Source organism: Streptomyces sp. DT2A-34 (assembly GCF_030499515.1).
In the GTDB taxonomy this organism is placed as follows: Bacteria; Actinomycetota; Actinomycetes; order Streptomycetales; family Streptomycetaceae; genus Streptomyces.
On sequence record NZ_JASTWJ010000001.1, the window covers coordinates 2,399,684 to 2,416,076 of the forward strand.

Here is a 16,393-nt window from a genome sequence, read left to right on the forward strand (position 1 = left end):
CGCGGGCCGCGGAGAGGGTGACCGGCGTGCTTGAGGTCCCGCTCTGGCTGTGGGGAGCGTTCGCCGCGACGGTGGTGGTGTCGCTGGCGGTCGACTTGCTGGCCCACCGCACCGCGCACGTCATCGGTTTCAAGGAAGCTGCCGCCTGGAGCGGGCTCTGGGTGGGTCTCGCTCTGGTTTTCGCCGGCGTCGTCTTCCTCGTCCTCGGTACAACAGCCGGCACCGAGTACACCACCGCATGGCTGCTGGAGAAGAGCCTGTCGGTGGACAACCTCTTCGTCTTCGCGGTGATCTTCGCCTACTTCAAGGTGCCCCGCGCCTACCAACACCGTGTGCTGTTCTTCGGCGTGATGGGTGCCCTGATCTTCCGCGGGATCTTCCTCTCCCTCGGCGTCGCCGTCGTCAGCCGCTTCACCGCGGTGCTGTTCGCCTTCGCCGCGGTCCTCTTCTACAGCACCTACAAGCTCCTCAAGGGCGACGAGGAGACGTTCGACCCCGGCAAGAGCTTCGCCCTGCGGCTGCTCCGCAAGGTCGTCCCCGTGCGGGACGAGTACGCGGGCATGAAGTTCTTCGTCAAGGAGGCCGGCAAGCGCGTGGCCACCCCGCTCCTCGCGGTGGTGGCCGCTATTGAGGCCGCGGACCTGATCTTCGCGGTCGACAGTGTGCCGGCCGTCCTGGCTGTCAGCGACGACGCCTTCATCGTCTACACAAGCAACGCGTTCGCGATCCTGGGCCTGCGCGCCCTGTACTTCATGCTGGCGGGGCTACTGGACCGCTTCCACTACCTCAACAGGGGCCTCGCGATCATCCTGGCCTTCATCGGCATCAAGCTCATCCTCCAGGCATCCCACAAGCTGATCAGTCCCGACATCCCGGAAATCCCCTCACCGATCAGCCTCGCGGTCATCGTCGTCGTCCTGGCCGCCTCCGTCGTACTCAGCCTGCTGCGCCCCGTCCCGATCCCAGTTGCCCCCGCCGCTGAGGAGGAGCAACCAACCCCGCGACCAGACACGGTTGCCAGTAACCCACAGCCCGCCAGCGACCCGCAGGCCGAGCCGGCTCAGCGAGACGATCCACCCGACGGGCACGCTGACCACGCCGCACCTTGACGAAGTGAGCAGACCATCCCTTTTCTCACACAAACGGCCTATTGTTAAAGAATGAGCAAAGCCAAGCAAAAGACCCCGCAAGGGACGCTTGCATGCCCGGTCTGCAAGCACTCCTTGGACATGACCATCAAGAAGCGGCACAAGACGCTCGGGATCTTTGTGCCCGTGTGGGGCCCTGGCCCATGCCGCAACCCTGACTGCCCCGAGTATCTGGAGGAGCCGGAGTACAAAAGCCCGCCAAAGCACTGAAGCATTCCGCCCAGAACCTACGTGGATCGACGCTCATGAATGAACGCACCACAGCGAAGCAGAGGCGCACAGTGACGGCGGCAGCAGACCACGACGTCCCTGCGCGGCCTCTGGACTGCACATGATGTCAGCGTCGTCGACCGCGACTGCCGAGGCTGGGGAACGTGCCGTTTCGCCGGTCAGTTCACATGACGAGTGGGATCCGCTGGAGGAGATCGTCGTCGGTCGCCTCGACGGCGCGACGATCCCTTCCAGCCATCCGGTTGTGACCTGCAACGTTCCACCATTGGACGGGGCGGTTGCCGGGGCTGGTAGGCGGCTTCAAGTATCCGCGCGTGCTGATCGAGCGGGCACAGCACGAACTCGAACAGTTCGTTGATCTCCTGCGATCCCTCGGCGTCGCGGTCCGGCGCCCCGACATGGTCGACCACAGGCAGCGCTTCGGTACCCCGCACTGGTCGTCGCGCGGTTTCTGCAACACCTGTCCGCGCGACAGCATGCTCGTGATCGGCGAAGAGGTCATCGAGACCCCGATGGCATGGCCGTGCCGGTACTTCGAGACTCACTCCTATCGCCCGATCCTCAAGGACTACTTCCGGCGCGGCGCGCGCTGGACAGCGGCACCGAAACCGGAGCTCACCGACGCCCTGTTCGAGCGAGGTTTCCGTGCGCCCGAACCCGGCGAGCCCGTGCGCTACATCCTCACCGAGTTCGAGCTAGTGTTCGACGCGGCGGACTTCGTGCGCGCGGATCCTGGTTGCTCCCGAGCCCGATCCGATCGACGACCGCCTGCCGAGCGTCACCTCGATGTGCGGAAAGCGGCTCAGCATGAACGTGCTGATGGTGGACGAGAAGAGGGTGATCGCGGAACGCCACCACACCGGCATGCTGCGCGCGCTCGAGCAGCGGGGGCTTCGAGCCGATCCCGTGCGACCTGCTGCACTACGCGCCGTTCGGTGGCTCGTTCCACTGCGCGACGCTCGACATCCGGCGTCGCGGCACTCTTGAGTCGCACTTCGACTGATCGGCCCGCCGGCCCTATTTGCGTCGACGTGTGGCGACCCACGAGGCCAAGAGGAACGCGGGCAGGGTGAGGCCGATCAGAAGTGCTGGGCCCGTTACCGCGCTCAAGAGGAATTGGCCTCCCAGGCGGGTGACACCGTGGTAATAGCCGACCGCCACAGCCACCAGCACCACGTATCCGCCGATCGCGGTGCCCGCTACCTGGCGTACCAGCGCGGGCCAGCCGTGCCTGCCTGGTGCCGGCGCGATGCGTTGCGCACGTCTCCAGCGTCGGATCGGGCGGCGGCGCATGATGAGCAGGCCGAGGCCGAGGTAGCCCATGACCAGCAGATAACCGCTCAGCATGAGCGTGATGTTGAGGGACACGGGCAGCATGGCCGACTCCCGGTGGCGGCCGCTCTCAGGGGGAGTCCCGGAGGAGGAAGTGCCAGCCGCGGACGAAGGTGTGCCAGCCGAACCACAACCACAGGGCGAACAGGGCCCAACGGCCTGCGGGATAGCGCATGACGGCTCTGGTCGCGTCACTGAGCGTGGGAAAGCCGTCGTGGGGCCGCAGCAGGCCGATGCCTTCCCAGGCGAAGATGGCGCCGAAAAGCACGGCCCAGATGAGGTAGCCGATCACTGGATGCTCTGCCACTGCCTCTCCCACGCTCTCACGCCCTGCCGAGCAGGCTGACCGATTGATCATCGGCCATGACGAGTGCGGGGTTCGGAGGCTCACCGTGAGTCGCGCCCCCTCGGCCGCGAGCGGCATCCGTCGACCGGCTGTCCTGACGTGATGTCAGCGCTCCGGCGGCCACCACAGGAAGAGCATCTGGGCAGTCTTCCGACTCAGGGCGCCGCCCCGGGACACCCAGCGGCTCGTCGACCTGGTAACCCGGCCGCCGACCGACGAACTTCAGTACATCGAGGGCCGGTTCTCGCCACCGACGACACGCTTTCAGGCTCTCACTTCAGGTCGAAACCTTAGGTTAACCCTGCAAATGATTTTGCAGGGTTATTGTGTTTCTTGGTGGATCATTGACTAAGCGTTGGCATGTTCTAGAGACCGCGAACTACCTGGGGGGAGGCTCATGTTCCGAGGTACTACGGTCCGGACCGTGGTGTCGGTCCTCGCCGCCGTCCTGCTCGGCCTTCAGGTTTTCGCGTCCACCGCATCCTTCGCATCCGCGCACACAACCCGTCACGCCGTGGCCAAGGGCCAGCCCGGAATCAAGCCCTCCGGGAAGGCGCTGCGCGACGAGATCGTCACCTGCCGCGACGCGGCCCACCACGGGGACCCGACCGGTCCCCTGGGCACCCGCGACCGGCACCGCACTGCCGCCGAATGCGCACTCGAGGCACCCGACCGTCCACACCTGAGGCAGGGTGCCTCGAAGGCGGACGAGCCGGACACACCCCGTACCGCGCACCACCGCACGTCGAGAGCCTCAACAGCGCACTCTCCGGCGGCACTTCAGGTATTCCGCTGCTGAGCAGCAGAGCAGCCCCCCACACACCTGTCCTGTCAGTCCGACGCGCCCCCACGGCGCGCCAGGAGGAGTCACCCCATCATGCAGCCCCTCATCGACAACGCCCGCATGTTCGGACAGCGCCCTGAGGAGTTCGCCGGCCTCGCCAAAGGCCAGTCGCCCGAGGTCCTGTTCATCACCTGCGCCGACTCACGGGTCGTCCCGGCCCTGATCACCGGCGCCCGCCCCGGCGAGCTCTTCGAGCTGCGCACCGCGGGCAACATCGTCCCGCCGTACGCCTTGGAGCACCCCACCAGCGAGGCGGCCACCATCGAGTACGCCGTGGAGGTCCTCGGCGTCAAGGACATCGTGGTCTGCGGCCACTCCCACTGCGGCGCCGTGGGCGCCGTGGTGCGCGGCGACGATCTCGACGCCGTGCCGGCTGTGCGGGACTGGCTCGCGCACGCCGCCGACGAGCCCAAGTGCTCCGACAAGGCCGATCCCACGGTCGCCGAGGCCGTGCAGAACCACGTCCTGACGCAGCTGCTGCGGCTGCGCTCCTACCCCTGCATCGACAAGCGCCTGCAGGCGGACCAACTCCGGCTGCACGGCTGGTACTACGAGGTGCACACCGGGGCCGTGCGCGAACACCGCGTGGAGACCGACACGTTCGAGGCGCTGTGAGGGGGCTGACTGTGCTGTCGAAGTTCCCTTACCTGCGGCAGGACTTCGCCGCCTCCATCGTCGTCTTCCTGGTCGCCGTGCCGCTGTGCGTCGGCGTGGCGGTCGCCTCCGGCGTCCCCGCGGAGCTGGGCCTGATCACCGGCATCGTCGGCGGCCTGATCACCGGGCTCATGCCCGGCAGCAGTCTGCAGGTGTCCGGCCCGGCCGCGGGCCTGACCGTGCTGGTCTTCGAGGCGGTCAGCGAGTTCGGAGTGGCCGCGCTCGGCGTGATCGTGCTGATCGCCGGGCTGCTCCAGCTCGCCATGGGCTTCCTCCGGATCGGCCGCTGGTTCAGGGCGATATCCGTCGCCGTCGTGGAGGGCATGCTCTGCGGCATCGGTCTGGTGATCATCGCCGGGCAGATTTACGCGGCGGCGGGCCTGAAGGCTCCGGATACAGGCATCGGCAAGATCGTGGGCCTGCCCGGTGCGTTCGCCGACGCGCTCGGCAGCACCGAGGCGCTGACCTCGCTCGCGATCGGCGCGGGCACCGTCGCCGTCATCGTGCTGTGGAAGAAGCTGCCGAAGAAGGCGCAGGCCGTGCCCGGCGCCCTCGCGGCGGTGATGCTGGCCACTCTCGCCTCGCTCGCCTTCAGCCTGCCGGTCGCCACGGTCGAGGTGGAGGGCCTGCTCGGCGTCATCCAGCCGCCCGGCGCGGACGCCTTCGGCGAACTCGCCGGCCCGGCCATCTGGGGCACGATCATCGCGTTCGCACTGATCGCCTCCGCCGAGTCGCTGTTCAGCGCGGCGGCCGTGGACCGGCTGCACGACGGCCCGCGCACGCAGTACGACAAGGAGATGATCGCCCAGGGCGCGGGCAACACGGTGTGCGGTCTGCTCGGCGCGCTGCCGATGACCGCGGTGATCGTGCGCAGCTCCGCCAACGTCAACGCGGGCGCGAAGACGAAGGCGTCACGGGTGCTGCACGGCGTGTGGCTGCTGCTGTTCGCCGCCGCGCTGCCCGCCGCGCTGGCGCTTATCCCGCTGCCCGCGCTCGCCGGCATCCTGGTGCACGCGGGCTGGAAGCTGATCCCGTTCCGCCAGGTCGCGGAGCTGTGGCGGGGTAACAAGGGTGAGGCGCTGATCCTCGTGGTCACGGCCGTGTCGATCGTCGTGGTGAACATGTTCGAGGGGGTGCTCATCGGTCTGGCCCTGGCGGTGATCAAGACGGCCTGGGAGGCATCGCACCTGAAGACGGAGGTCATAGACAAGGGCGCCGGGCCGATCCAGGTGTACCTGTCGGGCAACGCGACGTTCCTGCGGCTGCCGAAGATACTCGACAGCCTGGAGGCGCTTCCGCAGGACCGGCCGATCGAGGTGGACCTGTCCGGGCTGTACCACCTCGACCACGCCTGCCGCACGGCCCTGGAGAACTGGGCGGAGCGGCACAGCGCACCCGACACCGACCCGGTGAAGGTCACGAACGCGGAGCCGGTGAAGGCCACGGAGCCGTAAGGATCTCGTCGTAGGGATCTGCCGCCCGGCCGAAGGCTCAACCCCGAGCCTCTGGCCGGGCGGTCTCGTCACAGCATCACGGACACCAGCGCCCGGCCACCGTCGCCCCGAGCGCGGTGCTTGGACCAGTGTGCATTCCGCATCGGTCACGCTGTGCGCGGGCGGACCGACCGACCATGGGCACCCGGCACGCCGACGACAGCGTCGAGGTCCTGCCGACCCGCTACGCCCGATGCCTGGACAAGGGGCAGACCACCGAGATCCAGGACATTGAACAACTCCTGCGTGCCCAGGACCAGCCGCCCGATGGGCAGTTCAGGCTGCCGGACCGGGGGCTGCTGCTTCTGTCGGCAGCCCGCGGGTGGTGACGAGTTCGGCGCTGCCGTCGGCCAGCCGGTAGGACAGGCCCACCACGGCCGTCTGACCGGCGGTGACCTGGTCGGCAAGGACACGGGAGCGGTCCAGCAGGAGGTCGACGGTCTGCCGTATGTGCTCGGCGATGATGTCGTCTTCCCGGGTGAGCCCGGCAGCGCGAGCGGCCAGGACACTGGGCGTGACCCGCTCGATGACGTCGCGTACGTAACCGGTGGTGCCCAGGCCGTCGGTCAGGGCGGCGCGGGTGGCGGCCACCGCGCCGCACGAGTCGTGGCCAAGTACCACGACCAGCGGGCAGTCCAGCACGCTCACGCCGTACTCGATGCTGCCCAGCACCTCCGGCCCCGCCACGTGGCCTGCGGTGCGGACCACAAACAGGTCACCCAGGCCCCGGTCGAAGATGATCTCGGCGGCCAGGCGAGAGTCGGAGCAGCCGAAGAGCACCGCGAAGGGACGCTGGCCCGGTGCGGTCTCGGCGCGGCGGGCCGCGTCCTGGTTCGGGTGCTGCGGCACGCCAGCGATGAATCGCTGGTTGCCGGCCAGCAGCAACTCGAAGGCTTGGGACGGGGTCAGTGCAGCGGCATCAGTCATGCCCGCAGGCTACGACGAGGCCCAGCTCATCACAGTGCGGGGGGCCACCCCACGAGGTGCCGATCCGGCGGTCCGGGGACTGAACTTGGGCGTGCCCCGGGCACGCCCAAGCGCCGGGCGACGGCGGCTTCCAGCCCAAGCCTCAACGCAAGGCGCGTCCGGTCAGTCTGGTAGCGATTCTCTTCGCCAGGCACCCGCGCGGCGTCCTGTGCCCTGCCGCCGACGGGAAATTCATCGTGCACCGTCACGCAGTCCACAACGACGTTGTCGCGATCACGACGCCCGCCGAACGGGTGACGCCACCCGGCCCGCCCCGACCGGCACCGCCACCGGCTGTGTTCAGGAACCGTCCGGCAGGTCGAGCGCCACCGCGCGCAGGCGCTCTGAGCTGATCGCGCCTGTACACCTCAAGACGAGGACCGGGTCCGGCGATGTCGACGAACGCGGAGGAACGGGGTAGTAAGGGTGAGCCCCTCTGCCGGATCGGCGACTCCGACACCGGCAAGTCCCACCTGCTGATCGCCGGGACGGAGGCCGCCATGCAGGGCTTCCGCATCCGCTCCGTGCTCGCCACCACGCCGGCCAACGGACTCGTCGAGGCACCGGATGAAAACAGCTGTCCAAGACTGACACGGAGTCCTACCACCGGGCCCACACCAAGGCCCAGGCCGAACGCGCCGGGCCGGCTGGCATCCGGGCAGGCTCCGGCATGTCGGTGCGTGCCCGGAGCCGCCCAGCCGGCCGGTTCACCGGAGAGGAGGCAGCCCATTCCCGCGCGGGAGAGCAGGACGAGGGGCCGCCTGCACAAGTGCACACCGTTGCGTCGCGCCAGGTCAACGACGCGCGCACGGGCAAAGCCACGAATCCGGCACGCACGGCGTTCCGATCATGCTGGTCCCTGCCAGAATGGGTGATGAGGACTTCCGGTATTCTTCATCGCATATCTCGTGCCGGCGGGGAGGTCGGCTGACGCCATGGATCACCAGGACAGCCGGTGGACGTTCCTGACCAACCACGCCAGGGTGCTGCGTGCCATCGCACGGGACCCGAACATACGGCTGCGAACCATCGCCGCCGCCTGCCTCATCACCGAACGAGCGGTCCAGGCCATCATCGCCGACCTCGAACAGGCCGGCTATCTGCACCGGCAGCGAACCGGACGGCGCAACCAGTACACCCTCAGCCTCGACCAGCCACTGCGGCATCCGGCGGAAGCCGGTCTCACGCTCCGCGCCCTCGTCGACCTCGCTGGCGACCGCACGAACGGGAAAACAGTTCAGCCGCCGAAGACCGCTTCTGCGTCGGCGGCGGTGTCAAACACCGCAGGACCTGATCCGCTCCGGTCATCTCAAGGATCCTCCTCAACGGCTCAGGCACACACGCCAGCACGAGCACCGCTCCGCTCGCGTCCGCTTGCCGCCACGCGCCGAGAAGCACGTTCAGCCCGGCCGGATCACAGAACCCTCGCGACCAGGCAGTGGCCGGAGGCGCTCATCTCGACCGAGGGATCAGCCACAACGCCCTCCCAACCGTCCAGTCCGAAGACCGCAGCGGGAATCTCAGCAGGAGCCCAACGACCACGCGGGCCCCGCCCTGGGCGTCCTACTCCGCCTTCACTCCATGGGGGGACACGCGCGCGTCAGCGATCAGCCCGCGGCGGAAGCCCTGACGGGCTGACGCCGCGACACAGTGAGGGGGTATGGACGAGGTGAGCCAAACAGCCAGGTCGTCCCCGATCCGGTGTTCGCTCACCCTCTCGTAGGCCGACGCGAGGTTGTCGGCTGTGCCGCGGAGGGTCGGGGCCCGGCGGCGCGGCGGAGCCGGTTGGCGATCGCGAGTCCCAGCCCCTCCTCCACCGGCAAGGACGCGACGATGAGGTCGCACCCCCGCTGGTCGAGCTCGCGCAGGAACCCGTACAGGCCGCGCGCGTAGGCGGCCATCGAACCGGGGACCGCCACCACGGCGTGCACCTTGACCGGAGCGTCGGCGAAGGAGGGCGGAAGAAAGACGCCCACCTGGTGCCCGAGCTCCTGCGCGAGTTCCGCTTCGGCGACGACCTTCTCGGGCTCGACGAGGACGACCCGTGCACACGGCGCGTAGTGGGACGGATGCTGGCCCGGCACTCGAACGCGGCTCGTCGAATGGACCGCAAGCGGGCACCCCAGCACCGCTTCGAGGTCCTCGCGCGTCACCCCGCCAGGCCGAAGGACGCTCGGGATCTCGCCCGTGGCGTCGACGATGGTCGACTCGACGCCGACCTGGCAGGGGCCGCCGTCCAGCACGAAGTCGACGGCATCACCGAGCTCCGCACGGACGTGGTTCGCAGTGGTGGGGCTGACCGAGCCGAAGCGGTTGGCTGACGGGGCCGCGACACCGCCGCCGAAGGCCGCCAGAAGCGCGAGTGCGACGGGGTGGTCGGGCACCCGCACGGCCACCGTCTCCAGTCCACCAGTCGCTTCGAGGGGAACCCTGCGACCGCGCCGCAGGACCAGCGTGAGTGGCCCCGGCCAAAAGCGTTCGGCCAACAGGCACGCCGTCGCGGGCACGTCCTCAACCCAGTCACCCAGGTGGTCCGCGCCGCCGAGGTGGACGATCAGCGGGTGGGAGGGCGGGCGCCCCTTGACCTGGAAGACGCGCGCGACAGCGGCGGAGTCCTCGGCGTTGGCGCCCAGACCGTAGACGGTTTCGGTAGGGAAGGCCACCAGCCCTCCGGCGCGCAGCACACCGGCCGCCTTCTCGATGTCAGTGGTTCTTGCCTTCACCCTCGCAATCCTCTCACTGCTCCGCTCTCCGGATTCCATGGTCTCGTCTGCGCATAACGACGGCCCAAGACCGACGGCACCGCGTGAGCGAAGGCAGCGGTACCGGGGAACACCGCCGGGCCTCGCCTGGTGCGACCAGACGAGTGACCTCGGCGGGCGCCGCCGGTGACGGCTTGAAACAGGGGCGGACCTTGCCCCCTCGACAACGGGTTTCACCATGAGGAGACAGCACCCCTGCTCAGGCCATAGGAGGCGACCGGCTGCGCACTGCCGTCCGCCAGCCGGCAGGACATACTCGTCACGGCGAGGCGGCCGTGGCCACCCGCTCGGCCAGGACGCGGGAGCGGTCAGCCGCGATGGCCCCGCACGAGTCACAGCCCCGGCCCAGCCGACAGCCCTTGAGCCGAACGAGTGATGGGCCGGACCGTCAGGGCTGCAAGAGCATGCCTGCCGCTGCAGGCGACTACCGCTCGAAAGAAGAGGGGCGAGCGGTGATCACAGGCCCTGGGCCCGCCTCTCGCAGCGCCCTCGGAGGTCTGGGGTGTCGCTTCCCCGGACCCGCCTGCACTAGTGCCCACCCGAACGGATCTGCCTGCTCTGGGGCATCCTCGGCCGTCCGGCTCTCCCTGCTCCGTAGAGATCAACGCAGCGAACGCAGATGCCGAGCAGGGGAGCTGAGGCGATGACGCCCTCGCACGCACCGGACCCGCCGACCGCCGTGGTCGTACAGAACAACGGGAGCGGCGGTCCCGGCCGGGTCGGGGCCTGGCTACGCGAGGCGGGAATCGGCCTCGAAGTGTTGCGTCCCTACGAGGGTGAGGTCCTGCCCCAGGCGCTCGACGGCAGGCCGCTCCTCGTGCTCGGCGGCGGCTTCCTGCCGGACGACGACGGGCGCGCGCCCTGGCTTCCGGCAACCCGCTGCCTCGTCGCGCAGGCTTTGGACGGCGGCACGCCCGTCCTCGGCATCTGCCTCGGCGGCCAGTTGCTCGCACAGGTCGCGGGCGGCAGCGTACGGGCGCGTCACGGGCGGCCCGAGTTCGGCAGCACGCAGATCCGGCTGCGTCCCGAAGCCGCCGACGATCAGCTGCTGTACGGGCTCGGCGCGACGGTTCCCGCGATCGAGCGGCACGTCGACGCGATCACCGAACTCCCGCCGAGTGCCTCCTGGTTGGCGTCCAGCGCGGCCTGCTCCCACCAGGCGTTCCGGGTCGGGCGCGGACCTGGGGTGTGCAGTTTCACCCGGAGGCGGAGGCCGAGCGGATCGCCGGTTGGGACCGGGCGCGGCTGGCCCGGCAGGGCTTCGACAGGGACCGGCTGTACGCCGAGGCCGTGGCCGACGAGGGAGCGGCTGTCTCGGCGTGGTCGGTGTTCACGCGGAGGTTCGCTCAGGTGTGCGCGAGGCTGCCGTGACCGGCTGCGGGGGGGGGATGCGGGGGGGATGCGGGGGGGATGCGGGGGGGATGCGGGGGGGATGCGGATGCGGTGGCTCGGCGCCGCCGTCCCACCGACGCGAGGACGCTGGTGAGCACCCCCGCGAGCAGCCCCCAGAACGCGGACCCGATGCCGAGCAGCGTCACACCGGAGGCCGTGGCGAGGAAGGTGACGACGGCCGCCTCCCTGGACGCGGGGTCCGGCAGGGCACTGGCCAGGGACGCCTCGATCGTGGTGAGCGGGCCGACCCCAGCGACAGCCAGGACGAGCGCGTGAGGCATCGCGGTGAGCAGCAGGGCGACGCTCGCGCCGAGCAGCCCGACGCACAGGTAGAAGACGCCCGCCCACACGCCACGAGGTAGCGCCGCTGCCGGTCGGGGTGGGCCCCGTCGACGGTGCAGATCGTCGGCGGTCATCGCCGCCAGGTTGATGCCGAACGCCCCGAGCGGCGCGAGCACCGCCTGCACGGCGCCCGTCCACGTGTTTTGATCCCTCCCCTGAGCAGCTTGACCAGCTGATATGCGGTCAGCGGCCAACCGCTGGACGAGCTCGGCCACCCACGCTCGACGTGCATGAGCAACAGGCCTCACCCTGTACGGCGTCACGCCACCATTCGCGGCCGGAGGCGAGTGAGGCGTCATAGGCGGAGCCGACGGGCTCGTCCGATGCCCGGCGTGGGCAGTGAGTCGGACGCCGCCACGCGGAAGAACCCGTGCAAGCCTGACCAGCGGTCTACGAACCAGGCAAGCACTGGTTGAACCCGCTCGTCCATCTGCTCGGCGCAGGCGTGCGCCGAGCGGTATCTGCCGGAACCTTCGGAGAAGTTTCCGCTCTCGTCGTTGCGTCGCGCCCGTGGCAGGAATCTGCCGATCACGGCACGCCTTGTCCCCGTCACGCGAGTTCGTCGCCCTCAAGGCGGTAGCCCTGTCCACGCACCGTGATGATCCTGTGCGCGCCCAGCTTGCGGCGGAGGTAACGGACGTACACGTCGACGACGTTGGAGCCTTCCGACGCCTCGTATCCCCAGACGTCGGAAAGCAGGTCTTCCCGGCTGAGCACACTGCCGGCGTTGCGCATGAGGTGTTCCAGCAGGGCCGCCTCCCGGGCGCTGAGCTGGATAATCCGGCCGTCGACATATGCCTGGCGGGTGCGGGTTTCCAGGGCGATTCCAGCGCGGCGCAGGACGGAGCTGTCGGTCTCGCGCAGGCGCAGGCGCAGGCGGACGCGGGCGAGGAGTTCGTCGAAGCTGAAGGGTTTCGTCATGTAGTCGTCGGCGCCGCCCTCCAGGCCGTGCACCGTGTCGGCGACGGTGTCACGAGCCGTGAGGATGATGACCGGCAGGACACTGGCCGCCGCGCGGAGGCGGGTGACGACGGTGAAGCCGTCCTCGCCGGGCAGACCGATGTCCAGGATCATGAGGTCGTAACCGCCCGACATGGCCACGCGCCGGGCCGTCTCCCCGTCGGTGACGACGGTGGTGCGAAAGCCTTGGGCGGTGAAGCGTTCCGAGAGGTAGGAGGCTATGCGGGCCTCGTCCTCGGCGATGAGGAGGCGTCGGCGGGGCCGGCTGTCGTGGCTCATGGTTTCTGCGGACTGCTGTTCAGGGCGCGCGTGACGTACGGGATGCGCAGGGTGAAGGTCGCCCCTCGGCCCGGAGCACTGTCGACGTGGATCTCTCCGTGGTGTGCCTCGGCTATGGCCTTGACGATGGCGAGTCCGAGGCCCGCTCCGGTTCTGCCGCGGCTTTCCTCGGCACGGACGAATCGCTCGAAGATGCGTTGCTGGTCCACGAGTCGGATGCCGGGACCGGTGTCCTTGACCCACAGTTCGACCCTGTCGGCTGCGGCCCGGCCGCCGATCCAGATCCGGGCGTGTTCCTCGGTGTGCTGAGCGGCGTTCTGGGCGAGTTGGATCATGGCCTGGGTGAGGAGCTGGCGGTCGGCGTGGAGGGTGTCGTGGTGCGGGTTCTCGACGAAGTCGAGGAGCCAGCGGCGTTCGGCCAGCGCGGCGGCCTTCACGTAGACCTCCTCGATCAGTTCGGAAAGGCTGAGGTCCTCGGGGCGCAGGGCGTCGGGGCGGCGGGCCTTGGCCAGCATGAGGAGTTCCTCCGCCATGCGGTGCATGCGGTGCAGTTCGTCGGTGATGACCGCGACGGTCTGGGCGCGGTCCGCGGAGTCGTCGGGGAGGCTCTCCAACTGGCTGAGCACAATGGTGATGGGGGTACGCAGTTCGTGGCCGACGTCGTTCATGAACTGCCGCTTGGTGGTGAAGGCGTCGTCCAGGTGGTCGAGCATGTCGTTGAAGGTGTCTGCCAGTTGGCCGATCTCGTCTCTGTCCTGGACGGGGATGCGGCGGGTGATGTCCGACTCGTGGATGGAGCGGGCGGTGTCCCGCAGGAGCCGCAGCGGCGCGACGATACGGCTGGCGAAGATCCAGCCGACGCAGGCGGAGAGCAGCACGGCGCCGAGGCCGAGATAGATCTGGATGCGGATCGAGTCGTTTATGTGGTCGCGTTCTTGCTGGGTGAAGGTGGCGATGACGAGCACGCCCCGCGCGGAGTCGCCCGCCACCGTCACCGGCACGGCCACGAACCGTACGGAGCCCGCCGGGCTCTTCGCGTCGCCGTAGGAGGGTGAGCGGACTTTGGCGGCCATGCTCATCAGCGCGCGGTCGGTGTCCAGGCGGGCCGGCGGCTTCTCGGCGGAGCGGCGGTACGGAACTCCGTCGACCAGGGTGATCAGGGTCTGGCCGTGCGCCGGTATGTGACCCTCCAGGTAGGAGACGAAGAGGGCGCGGACTCCACCGGGGGCCGGCCCCGAACCGCCCGCGGTGCCGGTCGCGAAGGAGCGGAACGCCTCGATGTCGTGGGCGAGTTCGCGATCCACGCGTTCGTTCAGACGAGCCGTGAGGATGAACGATTCCGCGCCGGTGAGGCTCGCCAGCGTCAGCCCGACGAGCACCAGCATCCGCCCGAGCAGACGCACGCGGATCGACCGGAACGGATGGCGCCCGGGCATGCCGACGGCCCGCTTCGGCGGGGCGGGCTCAGCCGTCCTCACCGGTGTCATCGTCGCTTCCGTCGTCGCTTCCATCGTCGCTTCCGTCGTCGCTTCCGTCGGCGGACGCGGACGCACTCGGGGTGGCCGAGGTGGCCGAAGCCGAGGGCGTCGTATCGTCGTCGGCTCCCCTACCTGCGGGCACGGGGGCCTTCGGCGCCACGGGCTGCGCCGTGTCCGTCCGGCCGGGATCCGTCTCCTCAGGCTGCTCCACCCAGGTGGTGGCGGGGGCGACGGCATCCTCGTCGCCGTACTCGTCGGGGGTCCGTGTCGTCGCGCCGGGGGACGGTGACCGGGTCGGGGTCCTCTCCGTCGCCCGGTTGTCCAGGGACGGTGCGGAACTGCTCGTGGGGCCCGGGTCGTTGCTGCCGACGACGACGGGTTCACCGAGATCCGGAGGCGGTGTCTGATGGGCACCTGCGGCCGGGATTCCGACAAGCAGGATCGCGCCGGCCGCGAGAGCGGCGAGACGCTGGCTGCGGGTCACGCGGGTACGACCTCCTCGGTGTGCTGGGGCGGGGGTGCGTCATCGGACCCGGTCTGAAGAGGTACCAGCCGAGTCCGGCGGCGGCCTGCTGGGCGCATGGCCTGATCTTGAACTTTGTGTGTGGGCGATGCGCTGGCTGTGTGCGCGGGGGCGGCACCCCCTACGGACGCTGTTGGTGTCCGTAGGGGGTGCCGCCCCGCATTCCGCTCAGACGGCCATGACTCAGGCGGCGGTCATGATGACCTTGGCCGACGCGGTGTCGGCCACTCCGTGCCGCTCGGCCCAGTTCTCCAGAGCCGTACGGCAGGCGTGGTCGAGGTGGTGCACCCGGGACAGGTCCAGCTCGACGGGGCGGTCCTGCGGGATCGCCTCCAGGGCGTCGAGGATCTTCGGCAGGCGGAGGAAGGTCGCGTTGCCGCTCAGGTGGGCCTGCACGGGGCCCGCGCCCTTGTCGACGATCTCCAGCTTGATGTGCGACGCCTCCCAGGCCGTCTTGACCACGGCGAGCCCGAGGCCGATCAGTACGCCCTCGAACATGCTGATCGCGACGATCGACACCGCGGTGACGACGAGGATCACGGCCTCGCCGCGGTGCCCGCGCCACAGGGCGACGAGCCCCTTCACCGGGATCAGCTTGAAGCCGGAGTACACCAGAACGGCCGCGAGCGCCGGGATGGGGATGACGCCCAGCGCGGCCGGGAGCAGCGCCGCGAACAGCAGGAGCCAGGCGCCGTGCATCACTCGGGAGGCCTTGGTGCGTGCCCCCGCCTGGACGTTGGCCGCGCTGCGCACGATCACCGCGGTCATGGGCAGTGCGCCGAGCAGGCCGCAGACCGTGTTGCCGATGCCCTGGGCCATCAGCTCCTTGTCGTACTGCGTGCGCGGGCCGTCGTGCAGCCGGTCCACGGCCGCCACGCTGAACAGCGACTCGGCGGACGCGATCAGGGTAAACGCCAGGACGGTGCTCACCACACCGACGGACGCCAGGTCCGCGAAGGCGGAGGGTGCGGGCGGCTGGATCACGGACACCAGCCCTTCCACCGTCACCTTGGTGACGGGGAGCGCGAAGGCCAGCGAGGCGACGGTGGCGAGCGCGACGGCCGCGAGCGGACCGGGCACGACGCGCACCTTCTTCGGCAGCTTCGGCCACAGCACCAGTACGGCGATGGTGCCCGCGCCCAGCAGCAGCGACGCCACGGCCGGGGCGGAGCCCAGCGAGTCGGCGAGCACCTCCGGCAGCCCGGCGATCTTGTCGATGCCGGACGACGGAGCCTTGCTCTGGGTCATCGCGTACAGCTGGCCGGCGATGAGCACGAGGCCGATCCCCGCGAGCATGCCCTCGACCACGGCGACGGAGATGGCCCTGAACCAGCGCCCCCAGCGCAGGACCCCCATGCCGAGCTGGAGCAGGCCCGTGGCCAGCACGATCACGCCGAGCGTGGCGAGCCCGTGCGCGTGTACGGCCTCGAAGACCAGCACGGTCAGACCGGCGGCCGGGCCTGACACCTGAAGGGCGCTGCCCGGCAGCAGGCCCGTGACAAGACCGCCGACGATGCCGGTGACGATGCCGAGTTCGGCCGGCACTCCGGAGGCGACGGCCACGCCGACGCACAGCGGCAGGGCGACCAGGAACACGACGACGGAGGCCGCGAAGTCCTGCTTGAGATAAGCGGTGTTCATCG

The 16,393-nt window shown here is 69.5% G+C and carries 14 protein-coding genes and 4 pseudogenes; 8 read left to right on the top strand and 10 right to left on the bottom strand.

Features of this window, described 5'->3' with window-relative positions:
• The first annotated feature begins 26 nt into the window (after window positions 1-26).
• Together QQM39_RS10360 and QQM39_RS10365 are read left to right on the top strand one after the other, a co-directional pair.
• Window positions 27-1,109, top strand: a complete 1,083-nt coding sequence (locus tag QQM39_RS10360; RefSeq protein ID WP_301996403.1) for a TerC family protein — start codon at window positions 27-29, stop codon at window positions 1,107-1,109.
• Between the two features lie 370 nt (window positions 1,110-1,479).
• A pseudogene (locus QQM39_RS10365) lies at window positions 1,480-2,382 on the top strand (amidinotransferase).
• A gap of 14 nt (window positions 2,383-2,396) precedes the next feature.
• Here QQM39_RS10365 and QQM39_RS10370 read toward each other — a convergent pair.
• Window positions 2,397-2,756 carry a DUF6256 family protein gene (locus tag QQM39_RS10370; protein ID WP_301996404.1) on the bottom strand — a complete coding sequence of 120 codons (360 nt, stop codon included), beginning with the start codon at window positions 2,754-2,756 and terminating at the stop codon, window positions 2,397-2,399.
• Between the two features lie 25 nt (window positions 2,757-2,781).
• Complete coding sequence (locus tag QQM39_RS10375) at window positions 2,782-3,018, bottom strand: DUF6186 family protein (protein ID WP_301996405.1); 237 nt, start codon at window positions 3,016-3,018, stop codon at window positions 2,782-2,784.
• A gap of 436 nt (window positions 3,019-3,454) precedes the next feature.
• Here QQM39_RS10375 and QQM39_RS10380 point away from each other — a divergent pair, with 436 nt between their 5' ends.
• The 4 genes from QQM39_RS10380 to QQM39_RS10395 all read left to right on the top strand — a co-directional run bounded on the left by QQM39_RS10380 (window position 3,455) and on the right by QQM39_RS10395 (window position 6,377).
• On the top strand, window positions 3,455-3,856 hold the full coding sequence (locus QQM39_RS10380; protein ID WP_301996406.1) for a hypothetical protein: 402 nt from the start codon (window positions 3,455-3,457) through the stop codon (window positions 3,854-3,856).
• Window positions 3,857-3,934: 78 nt separating this feature from the next.
• Complete coding sequence (locus QQM39_RS10385) at window positions 3,935-4,516, top strand: carbonic anhydrase (protein WP_301996407.1); 582 nt, start codon at window positions 3,935-3,937, stop codon at window positions 4,514-4,516.
• A gap of 11 nt (window positions 4,517-4,527) precedes the next feature.
• Complete coding sequence (locus QQM39_RS10390; protein ID WP_301996408.1) at window positions 4,528-6,009, top strand: SulP family inorganic anion transporter; 1,482 nt, start codon at window positions 4,528-4,530, stop codon at window positions 6,007-6,009.
• A 176-nt stretch (window positions 6,010-6,185) separates the two neighbouring features.
• Window positions 6,186-6,377, top strand: a complete 192-nt coding sequence (locus tag QQM39_RS10395; RefSeq protein WP_301996409.1) for a hypothetical protein — start codon at window positions 6,186-6,188, stop codon at window positions 6,375-6,377.
• Here the strand turns inward: QQM39_RS10395 and QQM39_RS10400 are convergent.
• Window positions 6,325-6,975: a carbonic anhydrase gene (locus QQM39_RS10400; RefSeq protein WP_301996410.1), complete on the bottom strand. Its 651-nt coding sequence runs from the start codon at window positions 6,973-6,975 to the stop codon at window positions 6,325-6,327. The two genes, QQM39_RS10395 and QQM39_RS10400, sit on opposite strands and share 53 nt — an antisense overlap.
• Window positions 6,976-7,949: 974 nt before the next feature.
• On the opposite strand from QQM39_RS10400, the pseudogene QQM39_RS46140 reads away from it, so the two are divergent.
• A pseudogene (locus QQM39_RS46140) lies at window positions 7,950-8,072 on the top strand (AsnC family transcriptional regulator); the annotation flags it as partial.
• Between the two features lie 124 nt (window positions 8,073-8,196).
• Here the strand turns inward: QQM39_RS46140 and QQM39_RS46145 are convergent.
• Both QQM39_RS46145 and QQM39_RS10410 read right to left on the bottom strand, forming a co-directional pair.
• Window positions 8,197-8,424 (bottom strand): annotated as a pseudogene (locus QQM39_RS46145) (STAS domain-containing protein); the annotation flags it as partial.
• Window positions 8,425-8,723: 299 nt separating this feature from the next.
• The gene (locus QQM39_RS10410) at window positions 8,724-9,737 is read right to left on the bottom strand and encodes an L-threonylcarbamoyladenylate synthase (protein WP_301996411.1); all 1,014 of its coding nucleotides are present in this window, start codon (window positions 9,735-9,737) and stop codon (window positions 8,724-8,726) included.
• 682 nt (window positions 9,738-10,419) lie between these two features.
• On the opposite strand from QQM39_RS10410, the pseudogene QQM39_RS10415 reads away from it, so the two are divergent.
• A pseudogene (locus QQM39_RS10415) lies at window positions 10,420-11,147 on the top strand (type 1 glutamine amidotransferase).
• Here the strand turns inward: QQM39_RS10415 and QQM39_RS10420 are convergent.
• The 5 genes from QQM39_RS10420 to QQM39_RS10440 form a co-directional block, all read right to left on the bottom strand.
• Window positions 11,123-11,635 carry a benzoate/H(+) symporter BenE family transporter gene (locus QQM39_RS10420; RefSeq protein WP_301996412.1) on the bottom strand — a complete coding sequence of 171 codons (513 nt, stop codon included), beginning with the start codon at window positions 11,633-11,635 and terminating at the stop codon, window positions 11,123-11,125. The pseudogene QQM39_RS10415 and the gene QQM39_RS10420 overlap by 25 nt on opposite strands.
• Before the next feature lie 424 nt (window positions 11,636-12,059).
• Entirely contained in the window at window positions 12,060-12,749 is a 690-nt protein-coding gene (locus tag QQM39_RS10425) for a response regulator transcription factor (RefSeq protein ID WP_301996413.1), read from the bottom strand.
• On the bottom strand, window positions 12,746-14,227 hold the full coding sequence (locus QQM39_RS10430) for a cell wall metabolism sensor histidine kinase WalK (protein ID WP_301996414.1): 1,482 nt from the start codon (window positions 14,225-14,227) through the stop codon (window positions 12,746-12,748). The genes QQM39_RS10425 and QQM39_RS10430 overlap by 4 nt, the downstream gene beginning before the upstream one ends.
• Complete coding sequence (locus QQM39_RS10435; protein WP_301996415.1) at window positions 14,214-14,711, bottom strand: hypothetical protein; 498 nt, start codon at window positions 14,709-14,711, stop codon at window positions 14,214-14,216. Before QQM39_RS10435 ends, QQM39_RS10430 begins: the two co-directional genes overlap by 14 nt.
• A 222-nt stretch (window positions 14,712-14,933) precedes the next feature.
• Complete coding sequence (locus tag QQM39_RS10440) at window positions 14,934-16,391, bottom strand: SulP family inorganic anion transporter (protein WP_301996416.1); 1,458 nt, start codon at window positions 16,389-16,391, stop codon at window positions 14,934-14,936.
• Window positions 16,392-16,393 lie beyond the last annotated feature (2 nt).